Genomic DNA, 15,255 nt, shown 5'->3' on the forward strand with positions numbered 1-15,255 from the left:
ATGCCGGAGCCGGAGACCTTCGACGTCGTGGTGGTGGGGGGCGGCCCGGCCGGGGCCACCGCCGCCACCGATCTCGCCCGGATGGGGCGCCGCGTCCTGCTCCTCGACAAGCCGGGCCGGATCAAGCCCTGCGGCGGCGCGATTCCCCCGCGCCTGATCCGCGACTTCGCGATTCCCGACCATCTGCTCGTCGCACGCGTGCGCTCGGCGCGGATGGTCTCGCCCAAGGACAAGCGTGTCGACATGCCCATCGGCGACGGTTTCGTCGGCATGGTCGACCGCGAGCATTTCGACCCCTGGCTGCGCGACCGCGCGGCCCTGGCCGGGGCCGACCACCGCCCCGGCAGCTTCACCCGCATCGTCCGAGACGACGACGGCGGGGCCACCGTGCATTACCGCTCCGGCGAGGCCGAGCACCGGGTCCGCGCCCGCCTCGTCATCGGCGCTGACGGGGCGAGTTCCGTGGTCGGGCGGGCCGAGATTCCCGGCCATGCGGCCATGAAACAGGTCTTCGCCTATCACGAGATCGTCCGGCGTCCGGCGGATGGGAGCGGCGACGTCGAGGGGACGCGCTGCGACGTCTATTACCAGGGCAAGCTCTCGCCGGATTTCTACGCCTGGGTCTTCCCCCATGGCGACACGATCAGCATCGGCACCGGCAGCGCCCGCAAGGGCTTCTCCCTGCGCGGGGCGATCCGGGCCTTGCGCGCCTCCACCGGCCTCGATGCCGGGGAAACCCTGCGCCGCGAGGGCGCGCCGCTGCCGCTGAAACCGCTCAGGCGCTGGGACAATGGCCGCGACGTGCTGCTCACCGGGGACGCCGCCGGCATCGTCGCCCCGGCCTCGGGCGAGGGCATCTACTACGCCATGCTCGGCGGCCGTCTCGCGGCGGAGGCGGCCGACACCTTCCTCGCCACCGGCAAGGCCGCCTCCCTGGCCCTGGCCCGGCGTCGTTTCATGCGCCTGCACGGGCGCGTCTTCCTGATCCTGCGGATGATGCAGTGGGTCTGGTACCGCAACGATGCCCTGCGCGAGCGCTTCGTCTCGATCTGCAAGGACAAGGATGTCCAGCAGCTCACCTGGGATTCCTACATGAACAAGGAGCTGGTGCGGGCAAAGCCCGCCGCCCATGTGCGGATCTTCTTCAAGGATCTGGCGCACCTGTTCCGCTGGGTCTCCCCATGATCGGCGGGTTCGAGACCGGCCCGGTCGTGACCGCGGCGGCCGCCGCCCTCGTCACCGCCCTGGCCGGCGGGCTCCTGACGACCACCGGCCCCTGGTATCAATCCCTGCGGCGGCCCTCGTGGAAGCCGCCGGACTGGGCCTTCGGCCCGGTCTGGACCACGATCTTCACCCTCACGGCGATCTCCGCCGTGATGGCCTGGCACGCGGAGGCCGGAACCTCGGCGCGCGCTGCATTGCTCGCCGCCTACGGCGTCAACCTCGTCCTCAACATCGCCTGGAGCGGCATCTTCTTCCGCCTGCGCCGGCCGGACTGGGCCTATCTCGAGGTGATCGCCCTGTGGCTCTCCATCGTGGCGCTGATCGCCGTGACGGCCCAGGTCTCGGGGATCGCGGCCCTCCTGCTCGCGCCCTACCTCGCCTGGGTCAGCGTCGCGACACTGCTCAACCGGGCGATCGTGCGGCTGAACGGGCCGTTCGGTGAGGCCCGCCCCGCTCGCAGTATCGGAAGCCGCGCATGATTCCGGATGCGGCGACCCTGGCGGCATTGTTCGCCTCCGGGCGGATCATCGACGTGATCCTCGGTCTCGTGGCCCTGGAGGCCGCCGCCCTCGTGGCATGGCGCCTCTACGGGGGGGATCGCCCGCTCCTTGCGCCCCTTTTCTGCAACCTCGCCTCGGGCGCGGCCCTGATGCTGGCGATCCGCGCCGCGCTGATCGGCTCGGATTGGACGGTGGTGGCGCTCTGCCTCATCGCCTCTCTGATGGCGCATCTAGGGGAGGTCGCGTTGCGCATGTTCGGGGGGTCGCGTTCCGCATCCGATCCGGCCATGCCCGACCTTGGCCAACCGGGCAGAACGGTCACGAGGCGTGCCTGAATTGCAGCTGTCCAACCTTCGGCTTCATGAGTGGAGAACCGGCTTCATGCGTCGCATATCTGCCCTCCTGCTCGGTTCGGCCGGCCTCATGGCCGCCGCGACCTGTGCCTCGGCCCAAGATGCGGAACAGATCAAGCGGGGTGAATACTTGGCGACGGCGGGCGATTGCGTCGCCTGCCATTCGGCGCCGGGGGGCAAGCCGTTCGCGGGGAACTACGTTCTCAACACGCCGATCGGGAAGATCCGCACGCCGAACCTCACACCGGACGACGAGACCGGGCTCGGAAAATGGACCGCCGACGACTTCTACCGCGCCCTGCACGAAGGCATCGACAACGAGGGCAGCTATCTCTATCCGGCCTTCCCCTTCGCCTGGTACACCAAAGTCACGCGCGAGGATTCCGACGCGATCTTTGCTTACCTGCGCTCCCTCGAACCGGTGAAGGAGCCGCGCAAGCCTTCCGAGATCCCGTTCCCGTTCAATATTCGCACGGCGCTCATCACCTGGCGCACCGCGTTCTTCACCGCCGGCGAATTCAAGCCGGATCCGAACGCCAGCGCCGAGGTCAATCGCGGCGGCTATCTCGTGGAGGGGCTCGGCCATTGCGGCATGTGCCACAACGCCAACAAGATCGTCGGAAACAGCGGGCTGGCCGGAAAACTCGGCGGCGGGGTCATCGACGGCTGGTACGCCCCCAACATCACCCCCGACGACCACACCGGCATCGGCTCCTGGAGCGACGATCAAGTGGTCGAATACCTCAAAACCGGCGCCGCTCCGGGCAACCAGCCGGGCGTCGCGGCAGGGCCGATGCGTCAGACCATCGAGGAATCCCTCTCCAAGCTGACCGACGCCGATCTGAAGGCGATGGTCGCCTACCTGCGCACGCAGAAAGCGAAAGAAAGCTATAAAGTCAAGGATCTTCAGGCGTTTAACCAGGCCGATGCGCCGGGTGCCGCGACCTATCTCAGCTATTGCTCCTCCTGCCACAAGCCGGACGGCAAGGGGGTCGAGGGGGCGATCCCGGCGCTCGCCGGCAACACGTCCGTCCAGGCGGAAGGCCCCGAGACGGTGATCCGCGTCGTTCTCGGCGGGCTCGCCGCCCAGAACGGCTATGCGCCGATGCCGGCTGTGGGTGCGGGCATGACCGATCAGGAGGTCGCCGACGTGACCGATTACATCCGCAACGCCTGGGGCAACAGCGCCCCCGTCATCGCCGAGCGCGGCATCGTCGGCACCGCCCGCGCCGCCACGCAGACCATGCTGGCGGGAACGGCACCCTGCGCCGTCATCGCCCAACCGAACGTGGCCAAAGCCATCGCCAACACCCCCGCCGCGACGAGCCTGAAGGGGTTGGCGCAGGAGAACTTCATCCCGGTCGTCGACGCTCTGCTGCCCAAGGTGAAGGCCGTGGCCGGCGGCGCCAAAGATGACGACATCGTCAACGGACTGACCACAGCGTTCTGCCAGGCCGCCCGCAACGACCCGGCCTACGGCAAGCCCGGCTGGCACGCGGTGATCGGAAGCTTCTCCAGCATCGTCTACAGCCAGATCAGGAACCCCGAAAAACGGGTCGCCTTGCCGGGTCCCGCGGGTGCCGAGCCGACGCCGTGATCGATACGGGCCGACGTTGCCTTCTTCGGCGCAGGTGGAGACTGCAAGCCTGCCGCTAATGACTTTCGCCGGCGTATCGGGTTAAGTCACCGTGGATAATAATACAAATATCTATATTGTAAGATAAAATAAAAATTGATTGCTTTATTCCCTGTTGACTTGCTCGTCAAGCGGCGGGCTATACAAATGTGACCTTTGGGCGACAACGCCGCTACGATTGAGGGACGGAGGGAATGGGATCCGGTGCTGGTGCGTCGATGAGGGAGAGCTTGCTCGAATGCGGCACTTTCCCTGTCGCGCTCCCGGAAGAGGCACTGGATGATTCACGGTTTTCGCTACGCAGCCTCCACGCTCGGTCTCACCCTGTGCGTTGGGCTCGGCCTGACGACCCTCGCCTCCGGGCCGGCCCAGGCCGGTTCGGCGGCGCAACCCGGGCAGACGGTCGGCCTTCCGGTCGGCGCCCAGCTCCCCGTCGGCCTTTATTTCGTCAACACGTCAAGCTTCGGCATCCGCGACACCCGACCGTTCGATTCCGAATCGAACATCAACTTGCCTACCTTCCTCTGGGCGACGCCGTGGAGCCTGCTGGGCGCGCGGCTCAACCTCGTGGCGATCCAGCCAGTTGTGGCATCGAGCCCGCGCGGCACTCCCTGCCAGAGTGGTATCGGCCAGCCTCTGCTCGCCGCCCAGCTCGCCTGGAATCTCGGCAACGATATCGGGGTGAGCTATCTCTTCGGCGGATACCTACCGATTGAGACGAGTTTCCTGACTCAGAACGCGTCGCTGAGCCACCGTTTTGCCGCGACGTATAGTGGCAACGGTTTCAACCTCACCGCCAATCTGCTCTACGGGGTCTTCGTCGATCCGGTGACCGCGCAGGGCGTAGTCTTTCCCGACTATCTCAACATCGATCTCACTGCGACGAAGAAGTTCAAAAAGTGGGAGGTCGGCCCTGTGGCCTTTGCCTCCACCGATCTGCCCACGCGTTTCCCGGGCTATCGCCGCCAGGGTCAGGTCGCGGTGGGCGGCCTCGTCGGCTACAATTTCGGGCCGGTGAACGTCCAGGCCTACGTCACCCGAGACGTGGCCGAGCGCAATTATGGTGGCCGCGAGACACGCGGCTGGCTGCGGTTGATCGTGCCGATCTACAAGGAAAGTATCAATTCGGCGGCGCCCTCGATTCCGCTGAGCGGGCGGCAATCCCTGCGGTAGGGCATCGTCACAGGGCGGCGACAGGCGCGCGGCATGCGATCCGTCTCCCTGCTCCGCAGGCCGTCGGTGCTCCATCGAGACAAGCCCGGCGTTTACCGTAAACCGCCCATTAATCCGACTCGTCGAAACCTAGCGATCGTCGGGGCCGCAGCGGCGTTCGCTGGTCCCCACGTGTGGTTTCAAGGGTAACGGTGTATGCGTAGCGTTCACACGGCGATCGACAACGTGGTCCCTTTCCGGCGTCCTGGTAGGCCCCAGCCCCAGGCTCCTGTCGTCTCGCCCTCCCTCGCCGCGAGGCGTGTGGACCAGCGCGCACTTATGGATGCGGTCTATGCTAGCGGGACGCTCGCGGTCGCGGCCGGAGACCGCGAGACCAAGCTGATCGCTGCCCGTCTGCAGGTCTATGGTTTTCTCACCGTGGAGGAATTGGGAGAGGATAGCGCATTACGGCGCCTGCGTCCGTCTGAGGCCATCCGCGCGCAGGTCGATCGTCCATGGCGCCTGTCGAAGGCCGCCTACGGTTCGGGCCTGTCCGTCACGGTCCCGGCCGCCGATGATTTCCTGTTCGATTCTTCCGCCGGCGCCTCGGCCTGATCTCTCCGCGAAACGGACCCTCTCACGGCCCGTCGAGACAGGCTCGTTGCCGCGTCCTGCTGGGATGTGACAACTGGGTCATCGAGCACAGTCGCGCTCCATGACCCGGTAAAATATCCCTCGATCAGTAATGATCCCCTCCTCAGCCTGCCGACCCTGGCAGTCTGATCCTCCTGGCCCAAGCCTATGACCGTGGTGGCCCTCACTAAGCTACACCACGTCCAGGGACACGACCCGGCCGCCGGAGTAAATTTTAGCGGTCGCGCTTGTCTACCACGGCGCATCCGGTCATCGGTCCGCGGCTTCCGTTCGTCACCGAGCACGTGACGAGGGCTGTCGCCGCATCTGCGTGACTATGTCGGGTGACGACCGCCTGCTCGCGGGCGCGGCGCGCGGCCGCCTCGATCAGGTCGGCCCCGATGCCGGTGGCGATCCGCCCGGCCCGGCCGAACAGGCCATAATAGGCATCCCCTGGCGTCTCGCCCTTGAACTGTACGCCGACCGCTGACGGGTCACCGCAGGCGAGTGTCAGCGTCATCCCGTCTGTCGACGACATCTCGGCGAAATCGATAGTGCGGTTGACGAGGGTGGCTTTCGTTTCGGCGACCACGCTGTCGATGAGATCACCGCAGGAATCGGCGCGTGCCGACAGGACTGAGAGCGAGAGCACGGCGGCGGTCAGGATGATGAGGCGCATGACAGGTAAAATAGGCGCGCCGCTCGCCCTGTCGAGGTGGACCATCGCACACGCCCCGACGCCATTGAATGATCGTTCATTGACTCATGAATGAACGTTCAATAGGCATTGAGGGAACGGGGGGGGCGTCATGGGCGAGTTCAGTTGTTATGACGATGTCGATGCGCCGCGCGGGTGGGATGCCGGGCGCGTCCTGGCTTCGATCCGTTCCGCCTGTGGGCCGTCAACCCTTCTGCCGGGGCTTCTGATCCTGGTTGGTTGGCTCGCTTTCCTTGGCTGGACCGGTGCGGGCTCCGACGGCTGGCAGGCGCGCGTCTGCGCCGATCACGCCGAGCAATCCTGGTCCTGGCAGGCACGGTCCTGCGGAATGACCCAACCGGAAGGTTCTAGTCTCGGCGCGGACGGGAGGTCGGCATCGTGAGCGCCGGTGCCGCCATCGAAGTGAAGTCCGGCCCCTCGGCCAGGCGCCAGGACATCCTCGATGCCGCCGAGACCTGCTTCGTGCGGAACGGTTTCCATCGGACGACGATGCAGGATCTTGCGCGCCAGGCCGGCATGACGGCCGGCAACATCTACCACTACTTCAAGTCGAAGGAGGCCGTGGTCCTCGGGCTCGCCGAGCGTGAGCGCGGGCATGGCATGACCCTCGTCGAGGAAATGGAGCGGGCCGGCGATCGCCGCGGCGCCCTGATGAGGATCCTCGAACGCTACTTCGCCCAGGCGACCCGCGAGAGTGCGGTCCTGCGCGTCGATCTCTGGTCCGAAGCTACCCGCAATCCCGACATCGCCGCCATGATCGATCGGGGCGAGACCGAGGCCCGCCTCTGGTTCGTCGAGACCCTCGCGTCCCTGGCCACCTCGCCGGCCTGCGATGCCGCCGCCCTCTACGACGAGACGCTGAATCCGCTGATGAAAGGCATCCTCGTCAACCTGGCCCTTCGGCCGGACTTCGATCCGGCCCCGGCAGTGGCGCATCTGTGTGTTCTGATCGAAGCGGGTTTGGCCGGACGGCTGCCGACGGCGTCACTCGAATCAGAATCCAGCGTCCTGCTCGCCTCCCCCGGTCATCCATCACGAACCGTCTTGGAGAGCAGCCTATGAGTGCCGTCCTCAAGGTCGTCCGTCCCGCGATCCTCATCCTCGGCCTCGGCCTGCCCTCGGGGTCGGTCATCGCCGAAGTGACGCCCACCCCGGTCAGACTGGCGCCGGCAGTGAGCACCGTCGAGGCCCGGCGCCGCGAGATCGTCGAGCAGGTCGTCGTTACCGGAACCCTCGTCCCCCGCGACGAGATCCTGGTGACCCCCGAGATCGAGGGCTATCGGGTGACCGAAGTCCTCGTCGAAGAGGGTATGCGCGTGGAGAGCGGTCAGGTCCTCGCCCGGCTCTCGCGCGACCTCATCGACCGCCAGATCGCTCAGCAGAACGCCCTCGTCGACAAGGCCGCCGCCGTCGTGCCGCAGGCTCAGAGCAGCATCGAGCAGGCGCAAGCCGCCGAGATGGAGGCGCGCCTCTCCCACGACCGGGCGAAGCAACTCATGCAGAGCGGCAACGGCACGGCAGTGATCATGGAGGGGCGCATCTCCACCCTGCGCCAGGCCGAAGGCAAGCTCGCCTTCGCCCGCAACGGCCTCGTCATCGCCAGGGCAGAGCTCGCCCAGGCGAGGGCCTTGCGCGACGAACTCGATCTGCGTCTCGCCCGCACCGAGATCCGTGCACCCGAGGCCGGGATCGTCAGCCGCCGCGTCGCCCGCGTGGGCATGGCCGCCTCGTCCTCCACCGAGCCCCTGTTCCGGTTGATCGCGCGCGGCGAGATCGAACTCGAAGGCGAGGTCATCGAGACCAAGCTGCCGCTGCTGCGCGAGGGCACGCCCGCCTCAATGGAGCTCCCCAATGGTGAGCGGGTGCGGGGCAGCGTGCGCGCGGTCTATCCGGAAGTCGACAGGGCGAGCCGCCTCGGCAAGGTCCGCGTCCGGCTCGATCCCGATCCCCGCCTGCGCATCGGCACCTTCGCCCGTGGCGCCATCGAGATCGCCCGGACCCGCGGCGTAACCGTGCCCCAGGCCTCCGTCCTCTATGGCGGGCCGAAGCGTAGCAGCGTCCTTGTGGTGACGGACGGGGTCGTTGAGGCACGCGAGGTCCGCGCTGGCCTCTCCGACGACGACGACATAGAGATCCGGGCCGGTCTTGCTGAAGGCGAGGCCGTGGTCGCGCGCGCCGGCAGCTTCCTGCGCGACGGCGACCGGGTCCGCGCCGTCCCCGTCGCGCTATCGGCACCGGCCATGGTGGCCGCTCCGTCGCGCAAGGAGACCGCGGAGGCGGGCCAGCCCTAGGGCTTGCGCCTGCCTTCCCCCCCCTCCCGCACCATCAGAACGGGTTGCCGCGATGCGCCTCAACATCTCCGCCTGGGCGATCCGCAAGCCGATCGGCCCGCTGGTCCTGTTCCTCGTCCTGATTGTGCTCGGCCTTAACAGCTTCCGGGGGCTGCCGGTCACGCGGATGCCCAACATCGATGTTCCCATCGTTTCCGTGGCGATCACGCAGTCGGGGGCGGCGCCCTCCGAGTTGCAGACCCAGGTCACGAAGTGGGTCGAGGATTCGATTGCCGGCGTGCGCGGGGTGAAGCACATCACCTCGGCCATCACCGAGGGCTCGTCCGTGACCACGGTCGAGTTTCGCCTTGAGGTGAACACCGACCGCGCCGTTAACGACGTGAAGGACGCGGTCTCCAAGATCCGCATCAACCTGCCCCGTACCATCGACGAGCCGGTAATCAGCCGCGTGGAGATCGCGGGCCTGCCGATCCTGATCTACGGGGTGAAGGCGCTGGCCATGACCCCCGCCGAGCTGTCCTGGCTGGTGGAGGACAAGATCGCCCGCACGCTCCAGGGGGTGAAGGGCGTCGGCGGCGTCGAGCGCGTGGGCGGCGTCGCCCGCGAGATGCGAGTTGTGCTCCAGCCCGACCGTCTCCTGGCGCTCGGCATCACCGCTGCGGAGGTCAACCGCCAGCTGCGACTCACCTCTGCGGACATGGCGGGCGGGCGCGGCGAGGTCGGCGGGCGCGAGCAGTCGATCCGGACGCTGGCCGCCTCCCGCACCGTGCGCGATCTCAAGGCGACCTCCATCGTCCTCGCCGGCGGCCGCAAGGTGCGTCTCGACGATCTCGCCCTGGTGCAGGACGACATCGAGGAGCCGCGCACCTTCGCCCGCTTCAACGGCGAGCCGGTGGTGGCCTTCGCGGTGTCGCGCGGCTCGGGCGCCAGCGACGCCGAAGTGGCGGCGGGCGTCGAGAAGCGGATCGCGGAGTTCCGCCGGACCTATCCGGACCTCGAATTCGAGACGATCGATTCCTCGGTCTCGGCCACCATCGGCAGCTACGATTCGGCCATGCACACGCTGATCGAGGGCGCCGTGCTCGCCGTCATCGTGGTGTTCCTGTTCCTGAGCGACTGGCGCGCCACCCTCATCGCCGCCGTCGCTCTGCCGCTCTCGGTCTTCCCGACCTTCTGGGCCATGGACGCGATGGGTTTCACCCTCAACGGCATCAGCCTGCTGGCCATTACCCTCGTCACCGGCATTCTGGTGGACGACGCCATCGTCGAGATCGAGAACATCGTTCGGCACATGCGGATGGGGAAATCCGCCTATCGCGCCGCCCTCGAAGGCGCCGACGAGATCGGGCTCGCCGTCATCGCCATCACCGCGACGCTCATCGCGGTGTTCGCCCCGGTCTCGTTCATGGGCGGCATCGCCGGCCGCTACTTCATGCAGTTCGGGCTTACTATTGCCGTCTCGGTGTTCATGTCGCTGCTGGTGGCGCGGCTGATCACGCCGATGCTCGCAGCCTACTTCCTGCGCGACCACAGCCACCACGATGAGCGTGAGGGATGGGTGATGCGCGCCTATGGCCGGCTGGTGGGCTGGTCCGTGCGCCACCGGGTGATCACGCTGATCGTCGGCCTCGCGCTTTTTGCCGCGTCGCTGGCCTCCACCGGGTTGCTGCCCTCGGGCTTCGTGCCGAAGCAGGACAACGCCCGAACCCTCTTCATGGTGGAACTCGCCCCCGGCGCCCGGCTGCCCGACACGATCGCCGTGTCCGACCGCCTCGTCGCCCGCATCCGCTCCCTGCCGGAAGTCACCTCGGTCTTCGTCGATGGCGGACGCCAGGTCGGCGGCAAGAAGGAAACGCGGCTCGCCACCCTCATCGTCAACCTCACCCCGAAGAACGGCCGCGCGAAGAAGCAGGCGGCCGTGGAGACCGACATTTCCGCCCTTATCGCCGAGGAGCCCGATATCCGCTCTTGGTTCCTGCGCGATTCCGGCCAGCGCGACCTCGCCTTGGTGGTCGGCGGCCCCGATGCCGAGGTGGTGGCCGAGGTGGCCGCCCGGCTCCAGCGCGACATGGCGGCGATACCCCACCTCGTCTCGGTGATGTCCACCGCTCCCCTCAACCGCACGGAGGTTCGGATCCGCCCCAAGGAGGGCTCGGCCGCCGATCTCGGCGTCTCCACCGACACCATCGCCGAGACGGTGCGGGTCGGCACCATCGGCGACATCGGTTTGAATCTCGCCAAGTTCAACGCCGCCGACCGCCAAATTCCGATTCGGGTTCAATTGCCCGAGAGCGCGCGGGGCGCGGTCTCGCGCCTTGAGAATCTCAAGGTTCCGGCCAAGAACGGCACCGCGGTGCCCCTCTCCGCCGTGGCCGACATCGAACTCGACCAGGGCCCCGGCGCCATCGAGCGCTACGACCGCGTGATCCGCGTGGCGGTGGAGGCCAACATGGAGGGGTCGGACGCCCTGGGCTCCCTCATCGCCCAGGCCCTGGAGACGCCGACCGCGAAGTCGCTGCCGCCGGGCGTCACCATCCGCCAGACCGGCGATGCCGAGATCATGGGCGAGGTCTTCTCGGGCTTCCTCCTCGCCATGGGAGCCGGGATCATGATGGTCTACGCCGTGCTGGTGCTGCTCTTCGGCAACTTCCTGCAACCGCTCACCATCCTGTTCTCCTTGCCCCTCTCCATCGGGGGCGCGATCCTCGGCCTCCTCATCCTCAACATGCCGATCTCGATGCCCGTGGTCATCGGTATCTTGATGCTGATGGGGCTGGTGACGAAGAACGCGATCATGCTCGTGGACTTCGCCGTCGAGGAGATGGCGCGGGGCGTCGATCGTGTCACCGCCATCGTCGATGCGGGGCGCAAGCGTGCGCGCCCCATCGTGATGACCACCATCGCCATGGCCGCCGGTATGGTGCCTTCGGCGTTGGCGCTCGGTGTCGGTGGCGAGTTCCGCGCGCCGATGGCGGTGGCGGTGATCTCCGGTCTCATCGTCTCGACCCTGCTGTCCCTGGTCTTCGTGCCGGCCGTGTTCCTGCTGATGGACAGCCTCGGCGCGCTCATCGGGCGCCTGTTCGGCCGCTTCGTCGGCGCCCGCGACGAGGCGGTACCCGACCCCGCCCCGAGCGCTGCCCGCTGACGCGGCGGCGAGGCCGGGATCAGGAACTTTCCCGAACCATCCGTCGGGCGAGATCTCCGGCCTGCCGATTACGGGACATTTGGAAGCACATTTCGCGCGCCCCCGCCTATAGTCCGGCTTGTCGACACGTCTATCGGCCCGTTGCCGATGCGAGGGCGAAATGAAGAGCCTCAACCTCAAACACAACCGTTGCCGCAATGCGTGTCTCGCCGATCTCGGCGGTGCTCATCATGGGACGATTCTGGCGAATGAGGTTGATGGTCATGGGTTATCACGACACACGATTTGAGGCGGTTGGGTCCGGTCCCGCATTTGCTTTCGGTGGCGGCATCGCGCCGAGGCACTTTCGCCGCGCCTATGGCAGGGCGGCGGTGGCGGCTGCCATCGAGAACGGGCTGATGCCCGAGGAGCTGTCCGAAGTGCTGGGCGGCCGCCGCGTCGTCGAGGCTTTCCCGGTCGATGGCGGAGAGAGCGTCTCCGACTACGCCCACCGGGCGGTGGCCGAGATGATGGTCGCCTATCTCAGCTACGCCCCGGCCTGACCCGCCGCCAGCCTCCTCGACATTCCATCGATCCATGAAGGCGGGCCGCTCGCGGCCCTGGAGACGACCATGACCGAAGACCTGCTGTCCCGTCGCCGCCTGCTGAGAGCGGGCGCGACCGTCGCGGCCGCCCTTCCCCTCGGCCTCACCGCGACGGCGGGGCGTGCCTGGGTTCCCGGCCCCGCCGCGCCCTTCGATCCCGGTCCCCTCTGCGCGCCGGCGGCGGCCACCGAGGCGTGGAGCGGCCCGCTCCGGCCCATCAAGCTTGCCTGGAACGCCAATGCCGTCTGCACGGCCGCCGCCCCGGTCGCCAAGGAGCGGGGGATCTTCGCCGCCCACGGGCTCGACGTGGAGTTCATCAATTTCGGCGGATCCACAGAAGCCCTGCTGGAGGCCATCGCCACCGGCAAGGCCGATGCCGGGATCGGCATGGCCCTGCGCTGGCTGAAGCCCCTCGAACAAGGCTTCGACGTCAAGATCACCGCTGGCCTGCATGGCGGCTGCCTGAGGCTGCTCGGCGCGAAATCCGCCGGTATCAGTGACATCACCTCCCTGAAGGGCAAGACCATCGCCATCAGCGACCATGCCAGCCCGGCCAAGAACTTCTTCGCCCTGCTGCTGTCCGATGCCGGCATCGATCCCGACCGGGAGGTGGAGTGGCGGCAATACCCGGCCGATCTCCTCAACCTCGCCGTGGAGAAGGGCGAGGCCCAGGCCCTGGCCGATGCCGACCCGCGTACCTTCATCTGGCTCAAGGACCCGCGCTTCACGGAAGTGGCCACCAATCTGACGGGCACCTTCGCCACGCGTTCCTGCTGCGTCGTGGCCCTGCGCGGCAGCCTGATCCGCAACGACCGGGCGGTGGCCACCGCCCTCACCCGCGCCATCCTGGAGGGCGGCCACCGCGTCGCCACCGATCCGCAGGACGCCGCCGGTATCTTCTCGAATTACGGAGGCAAGGGCTCTGTGGAGGATCTGGCGGCGATGCTGCGCAGCCATACCCACGATCACCGGCCGGTGGGTGTCACCCTCAAGCAGGAAATCGCCCTCTACGGCGACGAGTTGAAGCGCGTGAACGTGATCCGCCGCTCCACCGACACGGCGAAGTTCGCCGACCGGGTCTATGCCGACGTTCTGAGCTGAGGGGCATCCATGTCGAGTTCATTGACGGGGGCGTTCGGCGGCGGCTTCCGCCGGGCGACCGATGCGGAGGACACGTCCTCGAACGGCTCAGCATGGCGGATCCGTCTCGCTGCCCTGTGGTGGGTCGGCCTTGTCGCCGGTTCCCTCTGGCTCGCCCTCGCGGGCCTGACCCTCGTTCTGCCGGAGAACGGCGACTTTCCCTATTCCGCCACGTTCGGCCATGGCGCCGGACTGATCGGGGCCGTCCTCCTCCTGGCGAGCCTTCTCCTCCCGGTCCTCGGCCGGGTGGGAGCCCGCCTGCGCCATTGGGGGCCTTGGATCGTCGCCCTCGCCTTCGCCTTCACCGTCTGGGAGCTGGCGACGGCCAAGCTCGAATGGCTGCCGATGCCGTTCTTCCCGCCGCCCCAGGCGATCCTCGAAGTCTTCGCCGAGGATTGGCCGAAGCTGGGCGGCAGCATCGTCAATTCGCTGATCCTGCTGTCGGGCGGCTACCTGATCGGGGCCACGGTCGGCTTCGTTCTCGGCGTGGCGGTGGGCTGGTCGCGCGCGGCCGGGTACTGGGTCCATCCGGTCCTGCGCTTCGTCGGGCCGCTGCCGGCCACCGCCTGGCTGCCGCTGGCCTTCTTCGTGTTCCCTTCATCTTGGTCGGCGAGCACCTTCCTCGTGGCTCTGGCGACGGGTTTTCCGGTGACGGTGCTGACCTGGTCGGGAATCGCGGCCGCCAACAAGTCCTACTACGACGTCGCCCGCACTCTCGGCGCCTCGCAGAGCTTCCTCATCCGCAAGGTCGCGATCCCGGCCGCCCTGCCCCACGTCTTCGTCGGCCTCTTCATGGGCCTCGGCGCTTCCTTCGCGGTCCTCGTCGTCGCCGAGATGCTGGGCGTGAAATCCGGCCTCGGCTGGTACCTGCAATGGGCACAAGGGTGGGCGGCCTATGCCAACATGTATGCCGCCCTCATCGCCATGGCGCTGATGTGCTCGACCCTCATCACCCTGCTGTTCCGCCTGCGCGACCGTGTCTTGTCCTGGCAGAAGGGGCTCGTCCAATGGTAGCGGCCACCCTCGAAGCGCCGAACGGCGCCTCCGCGATCGACCGGGGCGGAGCCCTCATCGTCAGGCGCGTCTCCCACGCCTTCGACATCGGCGGCACGCGCCTGCCCGTCCTCGATGACATCGATCTCACCATCGCGCCGGGCTCCTTCGTCGCCCTGCTCGGCCCTTCGGGCTGCGGGAAGTCGACGCTGCTGCGCCTCGCCGCCGGCCTCGAACCTCCTGAATCCGGTACCCTCGCCCTCGACGGGGAGACGATCGCCGGACCCGATCCGGAACGGCTCCTCGTGTTCCAGGACCCGACGCTCTATCCCTGGCGCACGGTGCGGGGGAATGTCTCCCTGGGCCTGGAGGCGCGCGGGTTGCTGCGCCGTCATCGGCACCGCATCGACGAGGCGCTGGACCTCGTCGGGCTATCCGACTTTGCTGAGGCTTATCCCCACCAGCTCTCCGGCGGCATGGCCCAGCGCACGGCGCTCGCCCGGGCTCTCGTCAACGACCCGCGCCTGCTCCTCCTCGACGAGCCCCTGGGCAAGCTCGACGCTCTCACCCGCCTCGCCATGCAGGGCGAACTCGTCCGGCTCTGGCAGGAGAGCCGTTTCACGGCGCTCCTCGTCACCCACGATGTCGAGGAGGCGCTGATCCTCGCCCAGCGGGTGATCGTGCTGAGCGACCGGCCGGCCCGGATCAGGACCGAGATCGCGGTGGATGCCCCCTATCCGCGCCGCCGCGACGACCCGAAGCTCCTGAGCCTGCGCACCGAGATCCTCGGCATCCTCGGGCAGAAGTGACCGCCATCCGAGGGGGCAAACGACCGCCATCGGAGGGGGGCTTCATGCGCCATGCGGCGGGCTTTACTCCAAAGCGG

Annotated in this window: 15 protein-coding genes; 13 read left to right on the plus strand and 2 right to left on the minus strand. The window is 67.7% G+C overall.

What is annotated here, in order from left to right:
• The 6 genes from ASF08_RS19855 to ASF08_RS19880 all read left to right on the plus strand — a co-directional run bounded on the left by ASF08_RS19855 (position 1) and on the right by ASF08_RS19880 (position 5,480).
• Entirely contained in the window at positions 1-1,185 is a 1,185-nt protein-coding gene (locus ASF08_RS19855; RefSeq protein WP_056148931.1) for a geranylgeranyl diphosphate reductase, read from the plus strand.
• Complete coding sequence (locus ASF08_RS19860; RefSeq protein WP_056148933.1) at positions 1,182-1,703, plus strand: TspO/MBR family protein; 522 nt, start codon at positions 1,182-1,184, stop codon at positions 1,701-1,703. Before ASF08_RS19855 ends, ASF08_RS19860 begins: the two co-directional genes overlap by 4 nt.
• The gene (locus ASF08_RS19865; protein ID WP_056148935.1) at positions 1,700-2,059 is read left to right on the plus strand and encodes a hypothetical protein; all 360 of its coding nucleotides are present in this window, start codon (positions 1,700-1,702) and stop codon (positions 2,057-2,059) included. Before ASF08_RS19860 ends, ASF08_RS19865 begins: the two co-directional genes overlap by 4 nt.
• Before the next feature lie 46 nt (positions 2,060-2,105).
• Positions 2,106-3,674, plus strand: a complete 1,569-nt coding sequence (locus tag ASF08_RS19870) for a c-type cytochrome (protein ID WP_056148937.1) — start codon at positions 2,106-2,108, stop codon at positions 3,672-3,674.
• A gap of 318 nt (positions 3,675-3,992) precedes the next feature.
• On the plus strand, positions 3,993-4,886 hold the full coding sequence (locus tag ASF08_RS19875; protein ID WP_056148939.1) for a transporter: 894 nt from the start codon (positions 3,993-3,995) through the stop codon (positions 4,884-4,886).
• Positions 4,887-5,081: 195 nt separating this feature from the next.
• Complete coding sequence (locus ASF08_RS19880; protein ID WP_026175835.1) at positions 5,082-5,480, plus strand: hypothetical protein; 399 nt, start codon at positions 5,082-5,084, stop codon at positions 5,478-5,480.
• A 253-nt stretch (positions 5,481-5,733) separates the two neighbouring features.
• Here the strand turns inward: ASF08_RS19880 and ASF08_RS19885 are convergent, their stop codons facing one another.
• A complete protein-coding gene (locus ASF08_RS19885) occupies positions 5,734-6,222 on the minus strand; it encodes a hypothetical protein (RefSeq protein ID WP_244474592.1) in 489 nt (162 codons plus the stop codon).
• Positions 6,223-6,594: 372 nt separating this feature from the next.
• Here ASF08_RS19885 and ASF08_RS19890 point away from each other — a divergent pair, with 372 nt between their 5' ends.
• From ASF08_RS19890 to ASF08_RS19900, 3 genes are read left to right on the plus strand one after another with little or no spacing between them, the layout of a single operon-like run.
• Complete coding sequence (locus ASF08_RS19890; RefSeq protein ID WP_056148943.1) at positions 6,595-7,278, plus strand: TetR/AcrR family transcriptional regulator; 684 nt, start codon at positions 6,595-6,597, stop codon at positions 7,276-7,278.
• Positions 7,275-8,507 (plus strand): efflux RND transporter periplasmic adaptor subunit, encoded by a 1,233-nt coding sequence (locus tag ASF08_RS19895; RefSeq protein ID WP_056148945.1) that lies wholly within the window; start codon positions 7,275-7,277, stop codon positions 8,505-8,507. The genes ASF08_RS19890 and ASF08_RS19895 overlap by 4 nt, the downstream gene beginning before the upstream one ends.
• Positions 8,508-8,559: 52 nt before the next feature.
• On the plus strand, positions 8,560-11,652 hold the full coding sequence (locus ASF08_RS19900; protein ID WP_056148947.1) for an efflux RND transporter permease subunit: 3,093 nt from the start codon (positions 8,560-8,562) through the stop codon (positions 11,650-11,652).
• Between the two features lie 130 nt (positions 11,653-11,782).
• Here ASF08_RS19900 and ASF08_RS26055 read toward each other — a convergent pair whose 3' ends face one another.
• Positions 11,783-11,917: a hypothetical protein gene (locus tag ASF08_RS26055; RefSeq protein ID WP_274534506.1), complete on the minus strand. Its 135-nt coding sequence runs from the start codon at positions 11,915-11,917 to the stop codon at positions 11,783-11,785.
• Between ASF08_RS26055 and ASF08_RS19905 the strand changes: the two genes are divergently transcribed.
• The 4 genes from ASF08_RS19905 to ASF08_RS19920 all read left to right on the plus strand — a co-directional run bounded on the left by ASF08_RS19905 (position 11,916) and on the right by ASF08_RS19920 (position 15,178).
• Positions 11,916-12,194 carry a hypothetical protein gene (locus ASF08_RS19905; RefSeq protein WP_056149226.1) on the plus strand — a complete coding sequence of 93 codons (279 nt, stop codon included), beginning with the start codon at positions 11,916-11,918 and terminating at the stop codon, positions 12,192-12,194. The genes ASF08_RS26055 and ASF08_RS19905 overlap by 2 nt on opposite strands.
• A gap of 69 nt (positions 12,195-12,263) precedes the next feature.
• A complete protein-coding gene (locus ASF08_RS19910) occupies positions 12,264-13,337 on the plus strand; it encodes an ABC transporter substrate-binding protein (RefSeq protein WP_056148949.1) in 1,074 nt (357 codons plus the stop codon).
• A gap of 9 nt (positions 13,338-13,346) precedes the next feature.
• Positions 13,347-14,390, plus strand: coding sequence for an ABC transporter permease (locus tag ASF08_RS19915; protein ID WP_156629664.1), 1,044 nt, complete (start codon positions 13,347-13,349; stop codon positions 14,388-14,390).
• Positions 14,384-15,178 carry an ABC transporter ATP-binding protein gene (locus ASF08_RS19920; protein WP_056148951.1) on the plus strand — a complete coding sequence of 265 codons (795 nt, stop codon included), beginning with the start codon at positions 14,384-14,386 and terminating at the stop codon, positions 15,176-15,178. Before ASF08_RS19915 ends, ASF08_RS19920 begins: the two co-directional genes overlap by 7 nt.
• The last annotated feature ends 77 nt before the right edge of the window (positions 15,179-15,255 follow it).

It is taken from the genome of Methylobacterium sp. Leaf85 (assembly GCF_001422125.1).
Lineage (GTDB): Bacteria > Pseudomonadota > Alphaproteobacteria > Rhizobiales > Beijerinckiaceae > Methylobacterium > Methylobacterium bullatum.